Source organism: Pseudomonas sp. FSL R10-0056, from assembly GCF_009600105.1.
Lineage (GTDB): Bacteria > Pseudomonadota > Gammaproteobacteria > Pseudomonadales > Pseudomonadaceae > Aquipseudomonas > Aquipseudomonas bubulae.
On sequence record NZ_WIWL01000182.1, the window covers coordinates 87,107 to 108,590 of the forward strand.

General features: G+C 57.4%; 22 protein-coding genes and 1 tRNA gene. 17 read left to right on the forward strand and 6 right to left on the reverse strand.

The annotated features are described in order from the left end of the window. Nucleotide 1: 1 nt before the first annotated feature. From phrB to GHO42_RS13990, 7 genes are all read left to right on the forward strand, one after another. The gene (phrB, locus tag GHO42_RS13960; protein ID WP_095018250.1) at nucleotides 2-1,447 is read left to right on the forward strand and encodes a deoxyribodipyrimidine photo-lyase; all 1,446 of its coding nucleotides are present in this window, start codon (nucleotides 2-4) and stop codon (nucleotides 1,445-1,447) included. Further along, complete coding sequence (locus GHO42_RS13965) at nucleotides 1,440-2,210, forward strand: SDR family oxidoreductase (protein WP_095018251.1); 771 nt, start codon at nucleotides 1,440-1,442, stop codon at nucleotides 2,208-2,210. Before phrB ends, GHO42_RS13965 begins: the two co-directional genes overlap by 8 nt. Continuing rightward, on the forward strand, nucleotides 2,207-3,454 hold the full coding sequence (locus GHO42_RS13970; protein WP_153326359.1) for an NAD(P)/FAD-dependent oxidoreductase: 1,248 nt from the start codon (nucleotides 2,207-2,209) through the stop codon (nucleotides 3,452-3,454). Before GHO42_RS13965 ends, GHO42_RS13970 begins: the two co-directional genes overlap by 4 nt. Next, on the forward strand, nucleotides 3,451-4,251 hold the full coding sequence (locus GHO42_RS13975; protein WP_095020519.1) for a DUF1365 domain-containing protein: 801 nt from the start codon (nucleotides 3,451-3,453) through the stop codon (nucleotides 4,249-4,251). Before GHO42_RS13970 ends, GHO42_RS13975 begins: the two co-directional genes overlap by 4 nt. After that, a complete protein-coding gene (locus GHO42_RS13980; protein ID WP_153326357.1) occupies nucleotides 4,238-5,509 on the forward strand; it encodes a cyclopropane-fatty-acyl-phospholipid synthase family protein in 1,272 nt (423 codons plus the stop codon). The genes GHO42_RS13975 and GHO42_RS13980 overlap by 14 nt, the downstream gene beginning before the upstream one ends. Next, a complete protein-coding gene (locus GHO42_RS13985; RefSeq protein ID WP_095018254.1) occupies nucleotides 5,502-6,008 on the forward strand; it encodes a DUF2878 domain-containing protein in 507 nt (168 codons plus the stop codon). Before GHO42_RS13980 ends, GHO42_RS13985 begins: the two co-directional genes overlap by 8 nt. Before the next feature lie 240 nt (nucleotides 6,009-6,248). Then, a complete protein-coding gene (locus GHO42_RS13990) occupies nucleotides 6,249-6,554 on the forward strand; it encodes a YkgJ family cysteine cluster protein (protein WP_095001104.1) in 306 nt (101 codons plus the stop codon). Nucleotides 6,555-6,564: 10 nt separating this feature from the next. Here the strand turns inward: GHO42_RS13990 and GHO42_RS13995 are convergent, their stop codons facing one another. From GHO42_RS13995 to hemA, 6 genes are all read right to left on the reverse strand, one after another. Further along, the gene (locus GHO42_RS13995; RefSeq protein ID WP_095001103.1) at nucleotides 6,565-7,083 is read right to left on the reverse strand and encodes an acyloxyacyl hydrolase; all 519 of its coding nucleotides are present in this window, start codon (nucleotides 7,081-7,083) and stop codon (nucleotides 6,565-6,567) included. 82 nt (nucleotides 7,084-7,165) lie between these two features. Beyond that, nucleotides 7,166-7,957, reverse strand: a complete 792-nt coding sequence (murI, locus tag GHO42_RS14000; RefSeq protein ID WP_153326355.1) for a glutamate racemase — start codon at nucleotides 7,955-7,957, stop codon at nucleotides 7,166-7,168. After that, entirely contained in the window at nucleotides 7,950-8,705 is a 756-nt protein-coding gene (locus tag GHO42_RS14005) for a molybdopterin-synthase adenylyltransferase MoeB (protein WP_095023086.1), read from the reverse strand. Before GHO42_RS14005 ends, murI begins: the two co-directional genes overlap by 8 nt. After that, nucleotides 8,699-9,529: a peptide chain release factor N(5)-glutamine methyltransferase gene (prmC, locus tag GHO42_RS14010; RefSeq protein WP_095003172.1), complete on the reverse strand. Its 831-nt coding sequence runs from the start codon at nucleotides 9,527-9,529 to the stop codon at nucleotides 8,699-8,701. Before prmC ends, GHO42_RS14005 begins: the two co-directional genes overlap by 7 nt. Further along, a complete protein-coding gene (prfA, locus tag GHO42_RS14015) occupies nucleotides 9,530-10,612 on the reverse strand; it encodes a peptide chain release factor 1 (RefSeq protein ID WP_095003173.1) in 1,083 nt (360 codons plus the stop codon). 2 nt (nucleotides 10,613-10,614) lie between these two features. Beyond that, on the reverse strand, nucleotides 10,615-11,898 hold the full coding sequence (gene hemA / locus GHO42_RS14020; protein WP_095003174.1) for a glutamyl-tRNA reductase: 1,284 nt from the start codon (nucleotides 11,896-11,898) through the stop codon (nucleotides 10,615-10,617). Between the two features lie 201 nt (nucleotides 11,899-12,099). Here hemA and GHO42_RS14025 point away from each other — a divergent pair, with 201 nt between their 5' ends. The 10 genes from GHO42_RS14025 to GHO42_RS14070 all read left to right on the forward strand — a co-directional run bounded on the left by GHO42_RS14025 (nucleotide 12,100) and on the right by GHO42_RS14070 (nucleotide 21,374). Further along, nucleotides 12,100-13,824, forward strand: a complete 1,725-nt coding sequence (locus GHO42_RS14025; protein WP_153326353.1) for a tetratricopeptide repeat protein — start codon at nucleotides 12,100-12,102, stop codon at nucleotides 13,822-13,824. 3 nt (nucleotides 13,825-13,827) lie between these two features. Next, nucleotides 13,828-14,454 carry a lipoprotein insertase outer membrane protein LolB gene (lolB, locus tag GHO42_RS14030; RefSeq protein WP_095023089.1) on the forward strand — a complete coding sequence of 209 codons (627 nt, stop codon included), beginning with the start codon at nucleotides 13,828-13,830 and terminating at the stop codon, nucleotides 14,452-14,454. Between the two features lies 1 nt (nucleotide 14,455). Continuing rightward, nucleotides 14,456-15,316 carry a 4-(cytidine 5'-diphospho)-2-C-methyl-D-erythritol kinase gene (gene ispE / locus GHO42_RS14035; protein WP_371926134.1) on the forward strand — a complete coding sequence of 287 codons (861 nt, stop codon included), beginning with the start codon at nucleotides 14,456-14,458 and terminating at the stop codon, nucleotides 15,314-15,316. Between the two features lie 37 nt (nucleotides 15,317-15,353). Next, nucleotides 15,354-15,428, forward strand: a tRNA-Gln gene (locus GHO42_RS14040). A gap of 45 nt (nucleotides 15,429-15,473) precedes the next feature. Continuing rightward, nucleotides 15,474-16,415 carry a ribose-phosphate pyrophosphokinase gene (locus GHO42_RS14045; protein ID WP_019825119.1) on the forward strand — a complete coding sequence of 314 codons (942 nt, stop codon included), beginning with the start codon at nucleotides 15,474-15,476 and terminating at the stop codon, nucleotides 16,413-16,415. A gap of 139 nt (nucleotides 16,416-16,554) precedes the next feature. Further along, entirely contained in the window at nucleotides 16,555-17,142 is a 588-nt protein-coding gene (locus tag GHO42_RS14050) for a 50S ribosomal protein L25/general stress protein Ctc (RefSeq protein ID WP_095003177.1), read from the forward strand. Between the two features lie 166 nt (nucleotides 17,143-17,308). Continuing rightward, nucleotides 17,309-17,893, forward strand: a complete 585-nt coding sequence (gene pth / locus GHO42_RS14055; protein WP_016781749.1) for an aminoacyl-tRNA hydrolase — start codon at nucleotides 17,309-17,311, stop codon at nucleotides 17,891-17,893. A 23-nt stretch (nucleotides 17,894-17,916) separates the two neighbouring features. Beyond that, nucleotides 17,917-19,017 (forward strand): redox-regulated ATPase YchF, encoded by a 1,101-nt coding sequence (gene ychF, locus GHO42_RS14060; protein WP_086798695.1) that lies wholly within the window; start codon nucleotides 17,917-17,919, stop codon nucleotides 19,015-19,017. 124 nt (nucleotides 19,018-19,141) lie between these two features. Further along, nucleotides 19,142-20,206, forward strand: coding sequence for an aromatic acid exporter family protein (locus GHO42_RS14065; RefSeq protein ID WP_095003178.1), 1,065 nt, complete (start codon nucleotides 19,142-19,144; stop codon nucleotides 20,204-20,206). A gap of 250 nt (nucleotides 20,207-20,456) precedes the next feature. Next, on the forward strand, nucleotides 20,457-21,374 hold the full coding sequence (locus tag GHO42_RS14070) for a sigma 54-interacting transcriptional regulator (protein ID WP_095021222.1): 918 nt from the start codon (nucleotides 20,457-20,459) through the stop codon (nucleotides 21,372-21,374). Nucleotides 21,375-21,484 lie beyond the last annotated feature (110 nt).

Consider the following 21,484-nt stretch of genomic DNA (forward strand, 5'->3'; position numbering starts at 1 on the left):
TATGCAACTGATCTGGCTGCGCACCGACTTGCGCCACGACGACAACACCGCCCTGAGCGCCGCTGCCAAACGCGGCCCCACCCTGGCCGTATACCTGATCAGCCCCGAGCAATGGCTGGCCCATGACGATGCGCCAAGCAAGGTAGACTTCTGGCTGCGCAATCTGCGCACGCTGAGCAACAGCCTGCAACAGCTCAATATTCCTTTGCTTATTCGTACTGCGCCCAGCTGGGACCAGGCGCCTGCGGTGCTCCTTGAGCTGTGCCAGCAGCACGGAGTTGAGGCGGTACACACCAACCAGGAATATGGCATCCATGAAACCCGCCGCGACCAGGCAGTTGCCCGGGCCCTTGAAGCTCAGGGCATCGAGTTTCACGGTTACCTCGACCAACTGTTGTTCCAGCCGGGCAGCATCCTCACGCAGTCGGGCTCGTACTTTCAGGTCTTCAGCCAGTTTCGCCGCATCTGCTACAACCGCCTGCACATGGCCTTGCCCAAGCTGGTTGCCAGGCCTGAAAAACAATCACCGCTGAATATCCAGAGCGACGTCATACCCAAGTCTGTCAGCGGTTTCGCCGTACCCAGCGATTCGCTGCGCGCATTGTGGCCAGCAGGCGAGGATCAGGCTCGCCAACGCCTGGCACAGTTTGCCGATGAGCAGATCCACTACTATCAGGACGAACGCGACCTGCCCGCCAAACCCGGTACCAGCCAGCTGTCGGCCTACCTCGCGGCAGGCGTGATCTCACCCCGCCAATGCCTGCACGCCGCATTGCAAAGCAACAACGGCGAGTTTGAAAGCGGCAGCCCGGGGGTATTTACCTGGATCACCGAGCTGCTGTGGCGCGAGTTCTACAAACATATCCTGGTGGGCTACCCACGGGTCTCACGTCACCGCGCCTTTCGTCCGGAAACCGAATACCTGCCCTGGCGCCACGCGCCGGATGAACTGGCCGCCTGGAAACAGGGCCGCACTGGCTTCCCGATTATCGACGCGGCCATCAGGCAACTGCTGGAAACCGGTTGGATGCACAACCGCCTGCGCATGGTAGTGGCTATGTTCCTGACCAAAAACCTGCTGATCGACTGGCGCGAGGGCGAGCGCTTTTTTATGCAGCATCTGATCGACGGTGATCTGGCCGCCAACAATGGCGGCTGGCAGTGGAGTTCATCCACGGGAACCGACTCGGTGCCGTATTTCCGTATTTTCAACCCGATCACCCAGTCCGAACGCTTCGACCCCGAGGGTAAATTTATCAAGCACTGGCTGCCCGAACTGGCCGAGCTGAACAAAAAACAGGTGCACAACCCCGCGTCGGTGGGCGGGCTGTTTGGCGTGGCCAATTACCCGGCGCCCATCGTCAACTTGAGCCAAAGCCGCGACCGCGCCTTGAGCGCGTTCAAAAATCTGCCCTCCCGGCAAATGCTGGAGGCCAGCCATGGCTGATCGGCGGCGGATCTGGCTCACGGGCGCGAGCAGCGGCATTGGTGCGCAAATGGCCGAAGAGTTGCTCAGTAGCGGCGCCCGGCTGGCATTGACAGCCCGCACGCTGGCGCCTTTGAAAGCCTTGTCCGACCGTTACCCCGGACAGGTCTTGCTGGTGCCCGGCGACCTGACCGACAGCCTGCAGGTACGCGAAATTGGCAAGCGCATCATCCAGGCCTGGGGCGCGCTGGACACCGTAATCCTCAATGCAGGCACCTGTGAGTATGTTGATGCCCGCCACTTCGACGCCGCACTGGTCGAGCGCGTGGTGCGCACCAACCTGCTGGCCAACAGCTATTGCCTGGAAAGCGCACTGCCACTGCTGCGCGCAGGCTCGCGCCCGCATCTGGTGGGAGTGGTCAGCTCGGTCACCTTATGGCCATTGCCACGGGCCGGGGCCTACGGTGCGTCAAAAGCCGGCCTGCGCTACTTGCTCGAATCGTTGCGCATCGATCTGGCCCAGGAACAGATCGATGTCACCCTGGTCAGCCCCGGCTTTGTCGATACCCCGCTCACTGAACACAATGACTTCCCGATGCCCATGCGCTGGCCTGCACACAAGGCGGCACGGCATATTTGCCAGCGCCTGGAAAAACGCCCGCTGGAGATCGCCTTCCCGACGCTGTTCATTGCCTCCTTGCGGCTGCTGGCAAACCTGCCAAAGCGCCTGCAAGTGGCGTTAGGCAAGCGTCTGGCACGTACATCCGACGGTAAGCCATCATGAAAATAGCGATCATTGGCAGCGGGATTTCAGGGCTGACCTGCGGCTACCTGCTGCATAAAGAACATGATGTCAGCGTGTTCGAGGCCAGCGACTGGATCGGCGGGCACACCCATACCGTCAATGTGAGCGTCAAAGGCCAAACCTATGCCGTGGACACCGGCTTTATTGTGTTCAACGATTGGACTTACCCTAATTTCATCAAATTGATGGAGCAATTGGGTGTTGGCTCCAAAGCCACTGAAATGAGTTTTTCAGTCCACGACACCGACAGCAACCTCGAATACAACGGCAATACCCTCAACAGCCTGTTCGCCCAGCGCAGCAACCTGTTGTCGCCCAGGTTCTGGGGCATGTTGCGCGATATTTTGCGTTTCAATCGCGAGGCCATTCGCGACCTGGACGAACAACGTATTGCCAGCAACACCCGGTTGGGCGACTACTTGCGACTGCGGGGTTATGGCTCGCGCTTTATCGAACACTATATCGTGCCGATGGGGGCTGCGATCTGGTCAATGTCACTGGTCGAGATGCAGGCCTTTCCATTGCAGTTCTTTGTGCGCTTTTTCAAGAATCACGGCCTGCTCAGCGTCAGCAATCGCCCGCAATGGCGTGTGATTGAAGGCGGTTCCAGTAGCTACCTAAAACCCTTGAGCGCAGGATTTGCCGACAGGATTCGCCGCAACTGCCCGGTTATCCAGGTTGAACGCAATGCCGAAAGCGTTCTGGTGCACAGCGTTGGTGGTACTGAATCTTTCGACAAGGTGATCTTTGCCTGTCACAGCGACCAGGCCCTGAAGCTGCTGGCCAAGCCCTCGGTTGCCGAACAACAGATTCTGGGAGCCATGCCATACGCCGACAACGAGGTCGTGCTGCACACCGATACCCGATTACTACCCGACCGAAAGCTGGCTTGGGCTAGCTGGAATTATCGCCTGGGCGGTGCAGGACAAAAACGTGCAGCCCTAACCTACGATATGAACATCCTGCAAGGGATTCAGAGCGAGACCACTTTTTGCGTCAGTCTCAACCAAACCGCAGCAATTGACCCGCTCAAAGTGCTGGCCAGCTACACCTATGCCCACCCGCAATACAGCCTGGACGCCGTCGCCGCGCAAGCGCGCTGGCAAGAACTGCTGGGCGCACAGCACAGCTACTTTTGTGGCGCTTATTGGGCCAACGGCTTCCATGAAGACGGCGTGGTCAGCGCCTTGCGCGTGGCCCAGGCCTTTGGTCAGCAATTATGAACAGCGCCCTGTACAGCGGCTGGATCGGCCATCGGCGCTTTGCTCCAAAGCCCCATGCCTTTCGCTATCAGATCGGCCTGTTGTATCTGGATCTGGATGAGCAAGACGCTGTACTGGGGCTTTCACCACTGGCAGGCAAAAGTCGCTTTGCGCCCTTCTCGTTTCGTGAAACCGATTACCTGAAAACCTTCACCGCAACCGGCATGCGCCTGATTGATGCGGTACGCCAGCAAGTTTCCAGCGCTTTGGGGTATACGCCGCAAGGCCCGATATGCGTGCTCACACAAGCCCGCAGTTGGGGGCTGTCCTTCAACCCGGTGAGCTTCTTCTATTGTTACGAAGCTGACGGAAAACTGGCCGCCCTCCTGTGTGAAGTCACCAATACGCCTTGGCGCGAACGTTATCACTATGTGCTTCCCGCCAATGGAGACGGTTTTTCCCACGTTGCCGTGGCCAAAGCCTTCCACGTATCACCTTTTCTGCCACGGGACCTGGAATACCACATGAGCTTCAGCCCGCCCCAGGCCCGGCTCGGGGTGCATATGGCCGACTGGCAAGGTGATCTGAAACTGTTTGATGCCACCCTCAACCTGCAACGCACTCCCCTGGACCGCCCGGGCCTGCACCGCTATCTGCGGCAGTTCCCGTGGATGACCGCCAAAACCTGCCTGGCCATTTACTGGCAAGCGTTGCGCCTGTTTCTTAAACGCACACCGATTTTTTCCCACCAGGCCGCCGACGGCGCCTTTCGCATTGCCGCCCTGCAACCCAAGGATCAACGCCATGAAGAGCCCTAGCCTGGTGAGCAAAACCTCACTGTCGACTACCCATAACCTGACCAGCGCACTACTGCGACGCGGGGTGCTGCGCCAGCTCAGTCAATTGAAAAGCGGGCATCTGGTGATCACCGAAAACGGTGAACGCCTGATCTTCGGTGACAGCGGCGCGGGCCTGGTCGGCGAGGTGCAGATTCACGATACAAGCGTCTGGGGCATGATCGCCAGCAACGGCTCGATTGGCGCCGGCGAAGCCTTTATTCATGGCTACTGGAGTTCACCTGACCTGACCAAAGTGATCCGCGTACTGGTCAGCAACCTGGACGTGCTTGATGCCATGGAAGGTGGCCTGGCCCGCCTGGGTCGCCCGCTGATTCGCGGCTTGCACTGGATCAATCGCAACACCCGCAAGGGCTCGCAAAAAAACATTGCTGCGCATTACGACCTGGGTAATGACATGTTCGAGCAATTCCTCGACCCGACCATGATGTATTCCGCCGCGCAGTTCTTAACGGCTGACGACACCCTGGAGCAAGCCCAGCTTAACAAGCTGCAGCGCATCTGCCAGAAGCTCGACCTCAAGCCCGCAGACCATTTGCTGGAAATCGGTACCGGCTGGGGCAGCATGGCGTTGTATGCAGCGCAACATTACGGCTGCAAGGTGACGACGACTACATTGTCCAAAGAGCAATTCGACTACACCCAAGCCCGCATCGAAGCGCTGGGCTTACAAGAGCAAGTAACGTTACTGCTGGAGGATTACCGCGACCTGACCGGGCAATACGACAAGCTGGTGTCGATCGAGATGATCGAAGCAGTCGGCCATCACTTCTTGCCCAGTTACTTCAAGCAATGCGCCCGCTTGCTCAAGCCCCACGGCCTGATGCTGCTGCAAGCCATCACCATTCGCGAGCAGCGTTACGAGCAGGCAAAAAGTAGCGTGGACTTTATCCAGCGCTACATCTTTCCCGGTGGTGCACTGCCTAGCGTGCAAAAAATGCTCGAAATTGTCGGCAAGGACACCGATATGAATCTGATGCATATGGAGGATTTTGGCCTGCACTACGCCAAAACCCTGCGCTTGTGGCATGAGAACTTTCGCCGCGCACACGGCCGTTTAACGGAATTGGGCTACGACGAATACTTTCTGCGCCTGTGGGAGTTTTACCTGTGCTACTGCGAGGGCGGCTTTCTCGAGCGCAGCATCGGCACCGCACAATTGTTGCTGGCCAAGCCGGCGGCCATGCCCGAACCATTGCTTGGCCGGTTCAATGCTTAAAAACCTGGTAAATGCCGGGCTGTTCCAGCTCGGCTGGTTTGCCTGTGTACTGGGAGGCAACAGCCTGTGGTTGCTGCTGGCCGCGGGCGCCCTGCTGGTGCATCTGCTGTTTATCAGCCGCTCATTGGCAGAAGTGCGCCTGGTAGTGGTCGTGTGCGTGCTCGGCAGTACGGTGGACAGCCTGTTGCTCAATGCCGATGTTTTCGCCTTCAAGCAGCCCGGCATAGTGATTCCGTTCTGGCTGATGTTGCTTTGGGCCCTGCTGGCCATCACCTTGAACCACTGCCTGGCGTGGACTGCCAAGCCCTGGTGGCGTGCTGTTTTGCTGGGAGCCATCGGTGGACCGCTGTCGTATTACGCCGGGCAACGTCTGGGCGCGGTGCAATTCCCGCTGGGCCTGTGGCCGACGCTGGCCGGGTTGAGCCTGTTGTGGGCTGGGTTGTTTGCGGTCCTTGTAGCGATTGCCGACAGGCTACGTCCGGTTGCGCAGCAAGCGTAAATCCTGAGAGCGAGTTTCATCTGGCAAACCGCAATGGCTGACTTTACGACGGCTGCGGCAGCTGCAAGGTCTGAAGGAAATTTTAACTGTGGGAGCGAGCCTGCTCGCGAAAGTCGTTCGCGAGCAGGCTCGCTCCCACAGGGAGGGTTGACCGGCAACAGAGTATCTACGGGGGGTTATACATCTGCGTTCATCAGCACATTCACACCTGATGCCAGCACTGCCTTACACTGCACGCCTATGACCAACATCCCCCTGACCGAAATTACCGAACCCGCCGTTACCTGTTCAACGTGCGCGGCATGCTGCTGCCAGCTGGAAGTGATGCTGATCACCGATACCGGTGTGCCCGAGCGTTTTATTGCAGAGGATGACTGGGGCGGCGAAGTGATGCTGCGCCTGGATGATGGTTGGTGTGCGGCTTTGGACCGCAACACCATGATGTGCACCATCTATGAGCTTCGACCACTGATTTGCCGCGAGTTCGAAATGGGCGAAGTCGAATGCCTCAATGAACGCCAGGGCATTGCCACGGCGTATCGCTAAATACCTGCCCCTACAGCGGCATGGTGTAGTGCAGCGCATAGCTTTCTACGCCGTCATTGGTGCTGGAGATCCCGGCATTGGAATAGTGGGTCGCACGTATCCCGACCTCATGACCACCGGCAAAGCGCAGGCCAAACCCCAAACGGTCTTCAAACTGGAAAGCTGTTCCCAGACGGTTGCCCTCCACTTCAGTGTGCGAGAACAACGCCACCCCGATCCCGGCTTCGAGATAGGGCTTAACGCTTCCACCGGCAAATTCGTACACCAGCACGGGCGAGAACGACAGGCTATTACTCGCGGATGACTTGTCACCTTCCCAGTAGGTGTAAGCCCCATCCCAATAGCCGGTCAGACGCCCCACATCACTTTGTAGCCAGCTTTTGTCCCAATCAGATTTCAAGCCCAGACGGTAGGTCATGGTCGATTCGCTGGTGTGCCCCACCGCAAATTCAAGCCCGGCAGCCTGTGCAGTAAAACTTTGCCCCAGTGCAGCGGCTGCAAGCGCAGCCAAACAAAACAGTCGCTTCATAAGAAAATCCTATTTTCATATGCCCATGTCAGTGGTTATGCGCTTCATCAGGCAGGTGTCATGAAGCATAAGTTCTGTTTTTTTACAGACCGAAGCTTCGCACAACGCCAGATTTATTCCACAACACAGGCAGGATATTTCCTAAGTGTTCAGGAGAAGCGCTGGTCCAGAACTGCGTTTCAGCAGGCGGGCCAGCTGCCAGCAAGCCGCGCTCAGCCAACAATCGCTTGAGCTGGCGCGCCACGGCGGCACCGGTGTCGATCAGGGTAATCGAACCAGGAAGCATCTGGCTTAGCAGAGGCTTGAGGAAGGGGTAATGCGTACAGCCAAGAATAATGGTGTCACAGCCCGCGGCCAGCAACGGTTCGACATAACCGCGCAACAAAGTGCGCAAGGTATCGCTGTGCAGGTCGCCGGTTTCGATCAGCTCCACCAGGCCCGGGCATGGCTGAGTGACAACCCGCACATCGCTGGCAAAACGATCGAGCAAGGCGGCAAATTTGGCGCTCTGCAATGTGCCGGTCGTGGCGAGTACGCCTACCACACCACTGCGGGTGGCCGCTGCCGCCGGTTTGACCGCTGGCTCCATACCGACCATGGGCCAGGTCGGGTAACGCTGACGCAAATCCGCCACCGCAGCCACCGTTGCAGTATTACAGGCCAGCACCAGCGCCTTGGCGCCTTGCTGCTGGAAAAAATCAGCCATTACCGCGCAGCGCTGACGAATGAATTCGGGGCTTTTTTCGCCATAGGGGATATGCCCGCAGTCCGCCACATAAAGCAGCGACTCGTTGGGCAATAGCGCGTGGATCTCCTTGAGTACCGACAAGCCACCGACGCCGGAGTCGAAAACGCCAATCGGCGCCTCATTCATGGCCAGTACCGCATACGCTGCAGGCCGGGTCGCGCTTGACCCGCAATTCGCGAAAACGCGTGCTCGAGGCATCGACCAGCAACAGCCGGCCCACCAGTGGCTCACCAAACCCGGCCAACACCTTGAGCGCTTCAAGGGCCTGCAAGCTGCCGATCACCCCCACCAGGGGACCAATGACGCCGGCTTCGCTGCAGGTCAGCTCCTCTTCGCTGCCATGCCCGTACAGGCAGTGATAGCAAGGACTGGCGCTCTGGCGCGAGTCAAACACCGACAGCTGCCCCTCAAGGCGAATCGCCGCGCCACTGACCAACGGCTTGCGCGCCGCAACACAGGCCTTGTTCACCGCTTCACGGGTGGCAAAGTTGTCGCAGCAGTCGAGCACCAGATCCACCGCGGCAACGGCGTCGGCCAGCGAATCGGCATCCAGCGCCGAGCGGTGGGCAACCAGCTTGAGATGCGGATTGATCAGGCGCAGTCGGCGCAACGCCGAGTCCACCTTGCTCTCGCCAACATTGGCAGTGTCATGAATGATCTGACGCTGCAGATTGGTCAGGTCAACGCTGTCAAAGTCAGCCAGATGCAGCTCGCCGACACCGGCGGCGGCCAGGTACAGCGCGACGGGCGAGCCCAGCCCCCCCAGCCCGACAATCAGCACACGGCTGTTTTTCAGCTTCAGCTGGCCATCGATATCAACCTGTTGCAACAGGATCTGTCGGCTATAGCGCAACAGCTCCTCGTCGGTCAGCACGGCAGGCGGCCCAATGTAATACGTTCGTGGCCGCCCAGGTCCGTGCGGCTTTCAACCTCGGCAAAACCTGCGTCCTGCAACAGTTGGCGCACAGCTGCAGCCTGATCGTAACCGTGCTCCAGCATCAACCAGCCACCTGCATTCAAGTGCTGCGCAGAAGCGGTAATGATCTGGCGGATATCGTCCAGGCCATCGGCACCGGCAACCAGAGCGCTTTCAGGTTCGAAACGCACATCGCCTTGCGCCAGGTGAACATCACCGGCAGCAATATAGGGCGGGTTGCTGATAATCAGGTCAAAACGCTGGTCGTCCAGCGCGCTGAACCAATGGCTGGTAAACACATTGACGTTGTCGAGCTGCAAACGCTGGCGATTGCGCTCGGCCAGAGCCACGGCCTCAAGCACGCGGTCAACTGCCGTAACGTGCCAGGCGGCACGTTCACTGGCCAAAGCCAGGGCGATTGCGCCGCTGCCAGTGCCCAGGTCCAGCACTTTGGCCGGGGTTGCGGGCAGCAGGGCCAGCGCGGTTTCCACCAGCAGTTCGGTGTCCGGGCGCGGGATCAGCGTATGCGGCGCCACTTCCAGATCAAGGTTCCAGAAACCCTGCTGACCCAGAATATAGGCCACCGGCTCACCGGCACGGCGGCGCAGCAAGTACTCGGCGAAGGTCAAGGCGGCTTCGCTGCTGACGATTTTTTCGGGCCATGTGTGCAGATAGCTGCGCGACTTGCCCAGGGCAGCGGCCAGCAGCAGCTCCGCATCAAGACGGGCCGTAGGTGAATCAGGCAGTTCAGCAGCACGCAACAAGCTGGCAATAATAGTCATTTATTCACCCAGGGCTGTCAGTTGATCAGCCTGAAACTCCGCCAATAAAGGCTCGATAACGGCATCAACGCCGCCAGCCAGTACGTCATCCAGGGAATACAGGGTCAGGTTGACACGATGATCAGTCACTCGCCCCTGCGCGAAATTGTAAGTGCGGATGCGCTCGGAACGATCCCCCGAGCCCACCAGCGACTTGCGCTCGCTGGCAATGGCATTGGCCGCGGCGCTGGTTTGCTGGTCATTCAATTTGGCCGAGAGCCAGGACATCGCCCGCGCCCGGTTTTTATGCTGGGAACGCTCTTCCTGACACTCCACCACAATGCCCGAGGGCAAGTGAGTAATGCGGATGGCCGAGTCGGTCTTGTTGACGTGCTGGCCACCGGCTCCGGAGGAACGGTAGGTATCCACACGCAAATCGGCCGGGTTGATCTCGATGGCTTCCTGCTCATCGGGCTCTGGCAGCACCGCCACGGTACAGGCCGAGGTATGGATACGACCCTGGGATTCGGTTGCAGGTACACGCTGCACGCGGTGTACACCGGACTCGAACTTCAGCTTGGCGTAAACATTCTCACCTTCGACACGGGCAATGACTTCTTTATAGCCACCATGCTCGCCGATGCTTTCGGACAGGATTTCAACCCGCCAGCCACGGCGCTCGGCGTAGCGCGAGTACATGCGAAACAGGTCACCGGCAAAAATCGCCGCTTCATCGCCACCGGTGCCGGCGCGAATTTCCAGAAACACGTTGCGCCCGTCATTCGGATCCTTGGGCAGCAGCATGCGTTGCAGGTCTTTTTCCAGTTCGATCAATCGCTCTTTGGCTTCACGAACTTCCTCGACCGCCATTTCGCGCATGTCCGGGTCGTTGTCCTTGAGCAACGCCTGGGCGCCTTCAAGGTCGGCCTGCACTTTGAGCCACTGCGCGTAAGCGGCAACAATGGGTTCAACTTCCGAGTATTCCTTGGAATAGGCGCGGAATTTGGTTTGATCGGAAATGACTTCGCCATCGCCAAGCAATGCGGTCAGTTCTTCAAAACGGTCCTGGAGGATGTCCAGTTTATTAAGCAGTGACGCTTTCATTACTATTTTTTATCCGCAGAGCTATGCGATGAGCCCTCACCGAGGGCAAAAAGTTCTTGGGCCATGGCCAGCGCATCGAGGCGGCCTTCGGCGGAAAGTTTTTTCAGTTGTACGCTGGGGGCATGAAGCAATTTGTTGGTCAGCCCGCGCGCCAGTTGTACCAGCACATCTTCCGGATTGCTGCCGTTGGCGAGCATGCGCTGGGCCTTTTGCAGCTCTTCGTCACGCAGGCGTTCGCTTTGCTGGCGGTAGGCCTTGAGCACATCCACAGCCGCCAGTTCACGCAGGCGCACCATAAAATCGTCAGCGCCTATGCTCACCAGCTCTTCTGCCGCCTGGGCCGCGCCCTGACGGCTCTTGAGGTTTTCGGCAACCACTTCATGCAAGTCATCGACGGTATAGAGGTACACGTCGTCCAGCTCACCGACTTCAGGCTCGATATCCCGGGGAACGGCAATATCGACCATAAAGATCGGTTTGTGCTTGCGCAGCTTCAGGGCGCTTTCGACCGCGCCCTTGCCCAAAATCGGCAATTGGCTGGCCGTGGAGCTGATCACGATGTCGCTGTGTACCAGCTCCTGGGGAATATCCGACAGCAGTACCGCGTGGGCGCCAAACTGCTCAGCCAGGGTACTGGCGCGTTCCAGGGTACGGTTGGCCACCACGATACGCTTTACTCCCAGGTCATGCAGGTGGCGGGCGACCAGGGTAATCGTCTCGCCCGCACCGATCAGCAAGGCCTGGCTGCGCTGCAGATCGCTGAAGATCTGCTTGGCCAGGCTCACCGCGGCAAAGGCCACCGAAACCGGGTTTTCACCGATGGCGGTGTCGGTGCGCACCTGTTTGGCCGAGTTGAACGTGGCCTGGAACAAGCGCCCCAACAACGGCCCGACCGTGCCCGCCTCACGCGCCACGGCATAGGCAGACTTCATCTGGCCGAGAATCTGCGGTTCGCCCAACACCAGCGAATCCAGGCCTGAAGCCACGCGCATCATGTGACGAACGGCTGCGTCGTCTTCATGGATATAGGCGCAGGCACGCAGTTCATCGAGGCTCAGGTCATGATAGTCCGCCAGCCATTGCAGCACACGGTCTGCCGAAAGGTGGTCCTGCTCTATATAGAGCTCGCTGCGATTGCAGGTGGAGAGGATCGCAGCTTCGCGACTGTCGGTTAGGCGGCAGAGCTGCTGCAAGGCCTCAACCAACTGCTCCGGAGTAAAAGCCACGCGCTCGCGGACGTCTACTGAAGCAGTCTTGTGGTTAATACCGAGTGCGAGGAAGGCCATTCAAGATCGCTGATGATGACAAGAAGCCGACAATTGTCCTACTTCGCCAGATTCAGAACAACCATTGCTGACTATTGTCTCTATAGTTAACGTCTGTTGAACACATCATCAGCCCCGGATATCGATAGTCGCACCTGTTATGGTTTGCACCATTGCATGTGTCATGATGCCCAGACCGCAGGTAAGTCGCCCATCTCTTATATGAATAGATCCTCCGCGTTGCTCCTCGCTCTCGTCCTTCTCAGTGGCTGCCAGGCTCTGGCCCCCACGTCCCCGGATGACTCATCCGCGGCAGAAGACGTTTCCTCCACCCCGGAAAAACCCACGGTCTACAGTTCGTTCAGCGAAGACACGCTGTACAGCCTGTTGAGCGCCGAGCTGGCCGGCCAGCGCAATCGTCTGGATATCGCCCTCGATAACTACGTGACGCAAGCGATCAACACGCAGGATCCGGGAGTTTCCGAACGCGCTTTCCGTATCGCCGAGTATCTGGGCGCCGACCAGGCCGCACTGGATACCTCGCTGATCTGGGTGAAAAACGCCCCGGACGATATCGAGGCGCAACGTGCTGCAGCCATTCAGCTGGCGCGCAACGGCCGTTATGACGAATCCCTGGTCTACATGGAAAAAGTCCTGCAGGCCAAGGGTGATACTCACTTCGATTTCCTGGCCCTGGCGGCCATAGAAACCGATGCGGATACCCGGGCAGGTCTGCAAAAAAGTTTTGACAGCCTGCTGGCCAAGCACCCGGACAACGGTCAGCTGATTTTCGGCAAGGCCTTGTTGATGCAACAGGACGGTGATGCCGAAGGCGCGCTGAAGCTACTGGAAAAGAACCCGCCGCAAAACGGCGAAGTCGCCCCGATTCTGTTGCGCGCCCGTTTGTTGCAAAGCCTCAACCGCGGCGATGAAGCGTTGCCCCTGCTGAAAAAAAGCGTCAGCCAGTACCCCGATGACAAGCGCCTGGGCCTGACCTATGCGCGCACCCTGGTCGAGCAGAACCGCATGACCGAGGCAAAAGTGCAGTTTGCCAGCCTGGTGGAGCAATACCCCGAAGACGATGAGCTGCGATTCTCGCTGGCACTGGTTTGCCTGGAAGGCAAATCCTGGGACGAAGCCGAAGGCTATCTGCAAGAGCTGATCGAGCGCGACAGCCATGTCGACTCGGCGCATCTGAACCTGGGCCGCATCGCCGAAGAACGCAATGATCCCGAGGGCGCACTGGTTGAGTACGCATTGGTAGGTCCCGGCAGCGAATACCTGCCCGCACAACTGCGCCAGGCGGACATCCTGATCAGCCATGGTCGCGGCGCCGAAGCCTCGAAAAAACTGGCCTCGGCCCGTGGTGCACAGCCCGACTACGCCATCCAGCTGTACTTGATAGAAGCCGAAACCCTGGCGGCGAACAACCAGACCGATCGCGCCTGGAACACGCTGCAACAAGCACTCAAGCAATACCCGGACGATCTCAACCTGCTGTATTCACGCGCCATGCTGGCCGAGAAACGTAACGATCTAGATCAGATGGAGCGGGATTTACGCGCCATCATCAAGCGTGAACCTGACAACGCCATGGCATTGAACGCCCTGGGCTATACGCTTTCGGATCGAACCACTCGCTACACGGAAGCCAAGGCGCTGATCCAGCAAGCCTATGATCTGAACCCGGACGACCCTGCTGTGCTCGACAGCCTGGGCTGGGTGAATTATCGCCTTGGCAATCTGGATGAGGCCGAACGCTTGCTGCGCCAGGCGCTGGAGCGTTTTCCTGATCAGGAAGTAGCCGCTCATCTGGGCGAAGTGCTGTGGGCCAATGGCAAGCAGCGTGAAGCGAAAAAAATCTGGGGCACTTTTCTTAAAGAAAATCCTGACAGCCCTATTCTGTGCAAAACCATTTTGCGCCTGACCGGATCAGAGACTCTTTAACTCATGTTTTATCGTCACTTGCGCCATCTCGTGGTTTTCAGCCTGATTGCCGTGCTCGCCGGTTGCGCGGGCTTCGGCGCCCGCGAATCCGTAGAAGGCCACGGCAGCCCTGCCCTGTGGTCAGCCCACAAACAGCAATTGACCCGGCTCGACGGCTGGCAAATCAGCGGCAAAGTCGGCATTCGCGCCCCTAAAGAATCGGGCAGCGCCACGCTGTTCTGGCTGCAGCGCCAGGACTATTACGACATACGCCTTTCCGGTCCGCTGGGCCGCGGAGCCGCTCGCCTGACCGGGCGCCCGGGCAACGTGCTTCTGGAAGTGGCCAATCAGGGCCGCTATGAAGCACCGACCCCTGAAGCGCTTTTGGGCGAACAATTGGGCTGGAGCCTGCCAGTGTCACATCTGGTCTGGTGGGTACGCGGCTTGCCTGCGCCCGGCAGCAAAAGCCGGGTAACATTGAATGCTGACAGCCGCCTGGCCAACCTGGAACAGGACGGCTGGAAAATCGAATATTTGAGCTATGTCGAGCAAAACGGCTTCTGGCTGCCTGAGCGGGTCAAGCTGCACGGCCCGGATCTGGATGTCACGCTCGTGGTTAAAGATTGGCAACCTCGCTTGTTGGGTCAATAAGATGCAAGACCGTCTGAATCGAAACACTCTGGTTTTGCCCTCCCCGGCAAAGCTTAATCTGATGCTGCACATTCTCGGTCGTCGCGAAGATGGCTATCACGAACTGCAAACGCTGTTTCAATTTCTCGACTACGGCGATGAAATGACCTTTGCCGTGCGTGACGACGGAGTCATTTGCCTGCACACCGAATTCCCCGGTGTTGCTCATGACGACAATTTGATCGTCAAGGCCGCAAAAAAACTTCAGGCGCAATCCGCTTGCCCGCTGGGGATCGATATCTGGATCAAAAAAGTGTTGCCCATGGGCGGCGGCATCGGTGGCGGCAGTTCCAATGCCGCCACCACACTGCTCGCGCTCAACCATCTTTGGCAACTGGCCTGGGATGAAGACCGGCTGGCAGCGCTGGGCCTGACTCTTGGGGCCGACGTCCCGGTTTTCGTTCGTGGCCACGCCGCATTTGCTGAAGGTGTCGGCGAAATTCTTACGCCTGCCGAGCCAGAAGAACCCTGGTATCTGGTGCTTGTCCCGCAAGTATCTGTAAGTACTGCAGAAATATTTTCAGATCCGTTGTTGACACGTGACTCTTTGCCCATTAAAGTGCGCCCCGTTCCCAAGGGAAACAGCCGAAACGACTGCGAAGCAGTAGTGAAGGAGCGTTATCCAGAAGTACGTAACGCTTTGAATTTGTTAGGTAAATATACCGAAGCAAAATTAACTGGAACTGGAAGTTGTATATTTGGGGCCTTCCCAAACGAAGCAGATGCTGATAAAGTGCTGCACCTTCTTACAGAGACCCTTACTGGGTTTGTAGCAAAAGGAAGCAACGTTTCGATGTTGCATCGCAAGCTGCAAAATTTGTAAAAGGAAACGGGTACACGGTACTCGTAGCAACAGATACAGGGGCGTCGCCAAGCGGTAAGGCAGCAGGTTTTGATCCTGCCATGCGTTGGTTCGAATCCAGCCGCCCCTGCCATTTCTTATACTCATCCAGGTTACCCTCAGCCTTCAGGTACTGCGCGTGTCCAAGATGATGGTCTTTACGGGGAACGCTAACCCCGATCTGGCTCGGCGTGTCGTACGTCAGCTGCATATCCCACTCGGTGACATCTCTGTCGGCAAGTTTTCCGACGGCGAAATTACCGCTGAGATTAATGAAAATGTCCGCGGTAAAGACGTTTTCATCATTCAGCCGACTTGTGCTCCGACCAACGATAACCTGATGGAACTCGTCGTGATGGCTGATGCCTTCCGCCGCTCCTCAGCGACTCGTATTACTGCTGTTATTCCTTACTTTGGTTATGCCCGTCAGGATCGCCGTCCGCGTTCCGCACGTGTGGCTATCAGCGCAAAAGTTGTTGCTGACATGCTTACCGTAGTCGGCATCGATCGTGTTCTCACGGTTGATTTGCATGCTGACCAAATCCAGGGTTTCTTCGATATTCCTGTAGATAACATCTATGGCTCCCCAGTTTTGGTGGATGACATCGAAGATCAGCGCTTTGAGAACCTTATGATTGTGTCCCCGGATATCGGCGGCGTCGTGCGTGCACGTGCTGTTGCCAAATCCCTGGGCGTCGATCTGGGTATCATCGACAAACGCCGTGAGAAAGCCAATCACTCTGAAGTGATGCATATCATCGGTGATGTCGAAGGGCGTACCTGTATTCTGGTTGATGACATGGTCGATACCGCCGGCACGTTGTGCCACGCGGCTAAAGCCTTGAAAGAGCATGGTGCTTCCAAAGTGTTCGCCTACTGCACACACCCTGTGCTGTCGGGTCGGGCAATCGAGAATATCGAAAATTCCATGCTGGATGAGCTGGTGGTGACTAACACCATCCCGCTGTCCGCTGCCGCACAAGCCTGTTCGCGTATCCGCCAACTGGATATCGCACCGGTTGTGGCTGAAGCGGTTCGCCGCATCAGCAACGAAGAATCGATCAGCGCGATGTTCCGATAAGGGCCCTGCCCTTTCAGGACTTCTGCTGACGAAAAGCGCCCCGCCCCAGCAATCCGTTGGGGCGGGGCTTTTTTGCCCATACCGTCCATGGCGCTGGTCGCAAACGCCAGGGCGGATGTGGTTATTTTGGAGATACAACATGAACGATTTTACTCTGAATGCTGAAGTGCGTTCCGACCTGGGGAAAGGTGCGAGCCGCCGCCTGCGTCGTCTCGCAAGCCTGGTTCCAGCTGTAGTTTACGGTGGCGAAAAAGCCCCTGAATCCATCAGCATGCTGGCTAAAGAAGTTGCCAAACTGCTCGAAAACGAAGCTGCTTACAGCCACGTTATCGAACTGACCGTTGGCGGCGTTAAGCAAAACGTGATCATCAAAGCTCTGCAACGTCACCCGGCTAAAGGCCACGTGATGCACGCTGACTTCGTACGCGTTGTTGCTGGTCAAAAACTGACTGCAATCGTACCGGTTCACTTCGTTGGTGAAGCGGCTCCGATCAAGAAAGGCGGCGAGATCTCCCACGTTGTTGCGGAAATCGAAGTTTCCTGCCTGCCAAAAGACCTGCCTGAATTCATCGAAGTTGACCTGGCTAACGCTGAAGTCGGCTCGATCATTCACCTGTCGGACATCACCGCTCCTAAAGGCGTTGAGTTCGTAGCTCTGGCACACGGTAACGACCTGGCAGTAGCCAACGTTCACGCTCCACGTGTTGCACCAGAAGCAGCAGAGTAATTCATTACTCTGTCGTTGGAGTCTTGAGAAACATCGCGAGCTAACACGCAGCGAGTAAAGCGGACAAGATCGCGAAGTTTACTCACGTAAACCCGCTTTCTTGTCCGTTTTCGCCGCTAACCGTTAGCGGCGATGTTATCCACAACTCCATAGAAGGGCCCTTGTCGTGACCGCCATAAAACTGATCGTTGGCCTGGGAAATCCAGGCACCGAATACGAACAGACCCGGCATAACGCAGGGGCCCTTTTTGTTGAGCGTCTCGCGGCAGCCAATGGGGTAAACCTCGTTGCAGACCGCAAATATTTTGGCCTGACCGGGCGCTTCAGCCACCAGGGTCAGGATGTTCGTCTGTTGATCCCCACCACCTATATGAACCGAAGCGGCCAGGCCGTTGCGGCGCTTGCCGGTTTCTACCGCATTGCGCCGGAATCCATATTGGTGGCCCACGACGAACTCGATCTCCCGCCAGGCGTTGCCAAGCTCAAGCTGGGCGGCGGCCACGGAGGTCACAACGGATTGCGCGACATCATCGCGCAACTGGGGAACAACAAAGATTTCTACCGTCTGCGGCTTGGCATTGGCCACCCGGGCGTCGCCAGCATGGTGTCCAACTTTGTCCTCGGTCGTGCGCCACGCGCCGAACAGGAAAAACTGGATGCCAGCATCGATTTTGCCCTCGGCGTGCTGCCGGATATCCTCGCCGGGGAATGGAACCGTGCGATGAAAAACCTGCACAGCCAGAAGGCCTGACTCTTTTTCCGAGGGGAAACACCATGGGATTCAACTGCGGCATCGTCGGCCTGCCTAACGTCGGCAAGTCCACCCTGTTCAACGCCCTTACCAAGTCCGGTATCGCGGCCGAGAACTTCCCCTTCTGCACGATCGAGCCGAACACCGGTATCGTGCCGATGCCCGACCCACGCCTGGACGCGCTGGCTGCCATCGTCAAGCCACAGCGTATCCTGCCGACCACCATGGAGTTCGTTGATATCGCGGGCCTGGTGGCTGGCGCATCGAAAGGTGAAGGCCTGGGTAACAAGTTCCTGGCCAACATCCGTGAGACCGATGCCATCGCTCACGTGGTCCGCTGCTTTGAAGACGAAAACGTTATTCACGTTTCCAACAGCGTTGACCCGAAACGCGACATCGAAATCATCGACCTTGAGCTGATCTTCGCCGACCTCGACAGCTGCGAAAAGCAACTGCAGAAAGTCGCGCGCAATGCCAAAGGCGGTGACAAGGAAGCCGTAGCCCAAAAAGCCCTGCTGGAACAGCTGATCGCCCACTTCACCCTGGGCAAGCCGGCACGCAGCCTGATCAAGAACATGGACGCAGATGAGAAAGCCATCATCAAAGGCTTCCACCTGCTGACCACCAAGCCGGTGATGTACATCGCCAACGTGGCTGAAGACGGTTTTGAGAACAACCCGTTGCTGGACGTTGTGCTGGCTATCGCTGAAGAAGAAGGCGCGATCGTTGTTCCGGTCTGCAACAAGATCGAAGCAGAAATCGCCGAGCTTGATGACGGCGAAGAGAAAGACATGTTCCTGGAGGCCCTGGGCCTTGAAGAGCCTGGTCTTAACCGTGTGATTCGCGCCGGTTACGAAATGCTGGACCTGCAAACCTACTTCACCGCCGGCGTGCAGGAAGTTCGCGCCTGGACAGTAAAAGTAGGTGCTACCGCCCCTCAAGCAGCCGGTGTGATCCACACCGACTTCGAAAAAGGCTTTATCCGCGCTGAAGTTATCGCCTACGACGATTTCATCAAGTTCAACGGGGAAGCGGGTGCGAAAGAAGCCGGTAAGTGGCGTCTGGAAGGCAAGGAATACATCGTTAAAGACGGTGACGTCCTGCACTTCCGCTTCAACGTGTAATACAGCACACGTATAAAAAACCGCGCCCAGGCGCGGTTTTTTTTGGCCTGGCGTTTGTGGCGCACTCCGGGGCGCAACAACGGTCTATGGTTAACGCCATCTCACCTCATGATCGGGAGCCTCAATGATTCCCCGCGCCAAATTCCTCAGCCGCTATACCGACCCCATAGTCGAAAAAATCAAGGCCCGCTGGTCCCTGGGCTGGCGAGACGCCCTGGCCTCAGCCATTGCCGCCGCACTGGCGTGGATTATCGCCCGGCATTTTTTCGGTCACATACACCCCGTGTTTGCCGCAATCAGTGCCGTGGTGTGCCTGGCTCCAGGCCTGCCCAGTCATGGCAAGCAAGCGGTGGGCCTGATGGTGGGTGTCGCCACCGGGATCATCGTAGGCGAAGCCGCCTTGTGGTTGCCGGATGCTTACCCGTTGGTGCGTATTGGCTTTGCCACCTTCTCTGCCATCGCCATCGCGGCACTCTATGGCCTGGGGGCCGTGGTGCCCATCCAGGCCGGTGTATCGGCGGTGCTGATGCTGGCCGTAGGCCCGGAAAGTGCTGGCGTGGTACGGATGCTTGATGTGGTCGTGGGCTCATGCGTCGGGCTGGTTTTCAGCCAGATACTGCTGACCCCCAACCCGATCGGCATTATCGACAGCTCCGCCAAGGAGTTGCTCGAAAAGCTGGCGTCGGGATTCGGTAAAAGCCTGCAAGCTCTCGAAGGACAAGATGCGGCCAAGGCTCAAAATGCCGTGCAGATATTTTCCAGGGCCCACGACAGCCTTATTGCCCTGGAGAACGGCATCAGCATGGCCCGCAATACCGCCCGCTGGACCTTGCGCGGGCGCTTTGTATCACGGGAAGTCAAAGACATTGCCAGCCGTTACGAGCGCCACGCCGTGCGTTTATACGCCAGCTCCCTGTTGTTTGCAGAAGCCTTTGCCGATGCCTTGCGCAAGGAACAGGGCCCGGCACCGTCCTCCCTCCACGAACGGCTGGCAAACGTTGCTTCAGGGTGCGCCTCGATCGCCAGCGACGATGAACACCCGGTACTCATCCCCGTAGCCGGCGATGAATCGGCCGATGTTGTGTCAGCACCATGGCAGCTGTGCATGCAGCACTTGAGCACCGTTGAAAGCGCCCTTCTGACCTTCGGATTTACGACTCAGGGCGATAGCAGAAAAAACCCTGAATAAAAATACGAATAAATACCCGTTTACCCTTACCTCCACGAAGTTCGATCCATGGAGGTAAGGCACGCTATCCCTACGCCAATAAATACTAATCCTTACCGTGTCTATGTGTTTTAGCTCTCGACAGGCGGCCAGTTCAGGCCTTGGTTTAAACCGTCAACACCTTCAAACTATAAAATAAAAAGCGTTGTTTATACCTGTTTAACATTGCGAATTTCCCCTACCAAAAAAACATGGCGCCGGAGTATATTCAATGGGATCCTTTCGCCCGGACAAAGAGCCTTCAAGCCTATATTTTTCCGATGACACACAACTTCACGCTACTGTCAGAAATGCGGCAGCACAAAATATCGACATAATGCTTCATGGTGAAACAGGCACAGGAAAAGATACATTGGCCGAGCATCTGCATACCTTATCCGGGCGCCGTGGTCGTTATATTGCACTCAATTGCGCGGCCATCCCCGAGAGTCTGGCGGAAAGCCAGTTGTTTGGTGTCACCCAAGGCGCATTCACCGGCGCCCTGCAATCACGTGCAGGATTTATAGAAGCTTCAGATAAAGGCACTCTGTACCTGGATGAAATAGACAGCATGCCGCTGGCTTTGCAGGCCAAATTGTTGCGCGTTCTGGAAACCCGTGGTGTTGAGCGATTGGGCTCGACAACATTCATCCCTGTGGACATGCGTGTGATTGCCTCGGCCCAAACCTCCCTTGCGAAGTTGGTGGCACAAGGTCATTTCAGGTGCGACCTGTACTATCGCCTGAATGTCGTGAACCTGCACTTGCCGCCTTTGCGAGAACGACGCGAATACATTACCCCCTTGTTTATGGAGTTTATTCAGCGTGAGGCCCGGCATTTCAACTCATCCATACCAGTACCGAACACTGCGCTGCTACAACAGATCATCTGTCATGACTGGCCGGGCAATGTCAGGGAGTTACGCTCCGCAGCAAAGCGCTTTGTGCTCGGGCTACCCCCGCTGGATACCTCTTCCTGTGAACATGAATCCACAATTCTAAATTTAAAAATGCGCCTGCAACAAATAGAAAAGCAGTTGATCGCAGATTGTTTGCGACGCCACTTTAATTGTATCGATTCTGTGGTAATCGAACTTGGGATTGCCAAGCGCACGCTGTACCACCGAATGAAACAATTAGACATTTACTGAGTAGTTCCCACTGGAACTGCCCACATGGATATCGACACTTAAATAGCGAACAGACGTTCTGTTGCACTCCCAATACCGAACCACAGAGGCACATACATGTTCCCTTTACT

Coding starts and splice junctions, on each gene's coding strand:
- GHO42_RS14070 (WP_095021222.1), top strand. CDS start 20,457: ATGGGATCCTTTCGCCCGGACAAAGAGCCTTCAAGCCTATATTTTTCC.
- phrB (WP_095018250.1), top strand. CDS start 2: ATGCAACTGATCTGGCTGCGCACCGACTTGCGCCACGACGACAACACC.
- GHO42_RS13990 (WP_095001104.1), top strand. CDS start 6,249: ATGACCAACATCCCCCTGACCGAAATTACCGAACCCGCCGTTACCTGT.
- ychF (WP_086798695.1), top strand. CDS start 17,917: ATGGGATTCAACTGCGGCATCGTCGGCCTGCCTAACGTCGGCAAGTCC.
- GHO42_RS13980 (WP_153326357.1), top strand. CDS start 4,238: ATGAAGAGCCCTAGCCTGGTGAGCAAAACCTCACTGTCGACTACCCAT.
- prmC (WP_095003172.1), bottom strand. CDS start 9,529: ATGACTATTATTGCCAGCTTGTTGCGTGCTGCTGAACTGCCTGATTCA.
- prfA (WP_095003173.1), bottom strand. CDS start 10,612: ATGAAAGCGTCACTGCTTAATAAACTGGACATCCTCCAGGACCGTTTT.
- GHO42_RS14050 (WP_095003177.1), top strand. CDS start 16,555: ATGAACGATTTTACTCTGAATGCTGAAGTGCGTTCCGACCTGGGGAAA.
- GHO42_RS13970 (WP_153326359.1), top strand. CDS start 2,207: ATGAAAATAGCGATCATTGGCAGCGGGATTTCAGGGCTGACCTGCGGC.
- GHO42_RS13975 (WP_095020519.1), top strand. CDS start 3,451: ATGAACAGCGCCCTGTACAGCGGCTGGATCGGCCATCGGCGCTTTGCT.
- murI (WP_153326355.1), bottom strand. CDS start 7,957: ATGAATGAGGCGCCGATTGGCGTTTTCGACTCCGGCGTCGGTGGCTTG.
- GHO42_RS14025 (WP_153326353.1), top strand. CDS start 12,100: ATGAATAGATCCTCCGCGTTGCTCCTCGCTCTCGTCCTTCTCAGTGGC.
- lolB (WP_095023089.1), top strand. CDS start 13,828: ATGTTTTATCGTCACTTGCGCCATCTCGTGGTTTTCAGCCTGATTGCC.
- GHO42_RS14065 (WP_095003178.1), top strand. CDS start 19,142: ATGATTCCCCGCGCCAAATTCCTCAGCCGCTATACCGACCCCATAGTC.
- GHO42_RS13985 (WP_095018254.1), top strand. CDS start 5,502: ATGCTTAAAAACCTGGTAAATGCCGGGCTGTTCCAGCTCGGCTGGTTT.
- GHO42_RS13965 (WP_095018251.1), top strand. CDS start 1,440: ATGGCTGATCGGCGGCGGATCTGGCTCACGGGCGCGAGCAGCGGCATT.
- GHO42_RS13995 (WP_095001103.1), bottom strand. CDS start 7,083: ATGAAGCGACTGTTTTGTTTGGCTGCGCTTGCAGCCGCTGCACTGGGG.
- hemA (WP_095003174.1), bottom strand. CDS start 11,898: ATGGCCTTCCTCGCACTCGGTATTAACCACAAGACTGCTTCAGTAGAC.
- ispE (WP_371926134.1), top strand. CDS start 14,456: ATGCAAGACCGTCTGAATCGAAACACTCTGGTTTTGCCCTCCCCGGCA.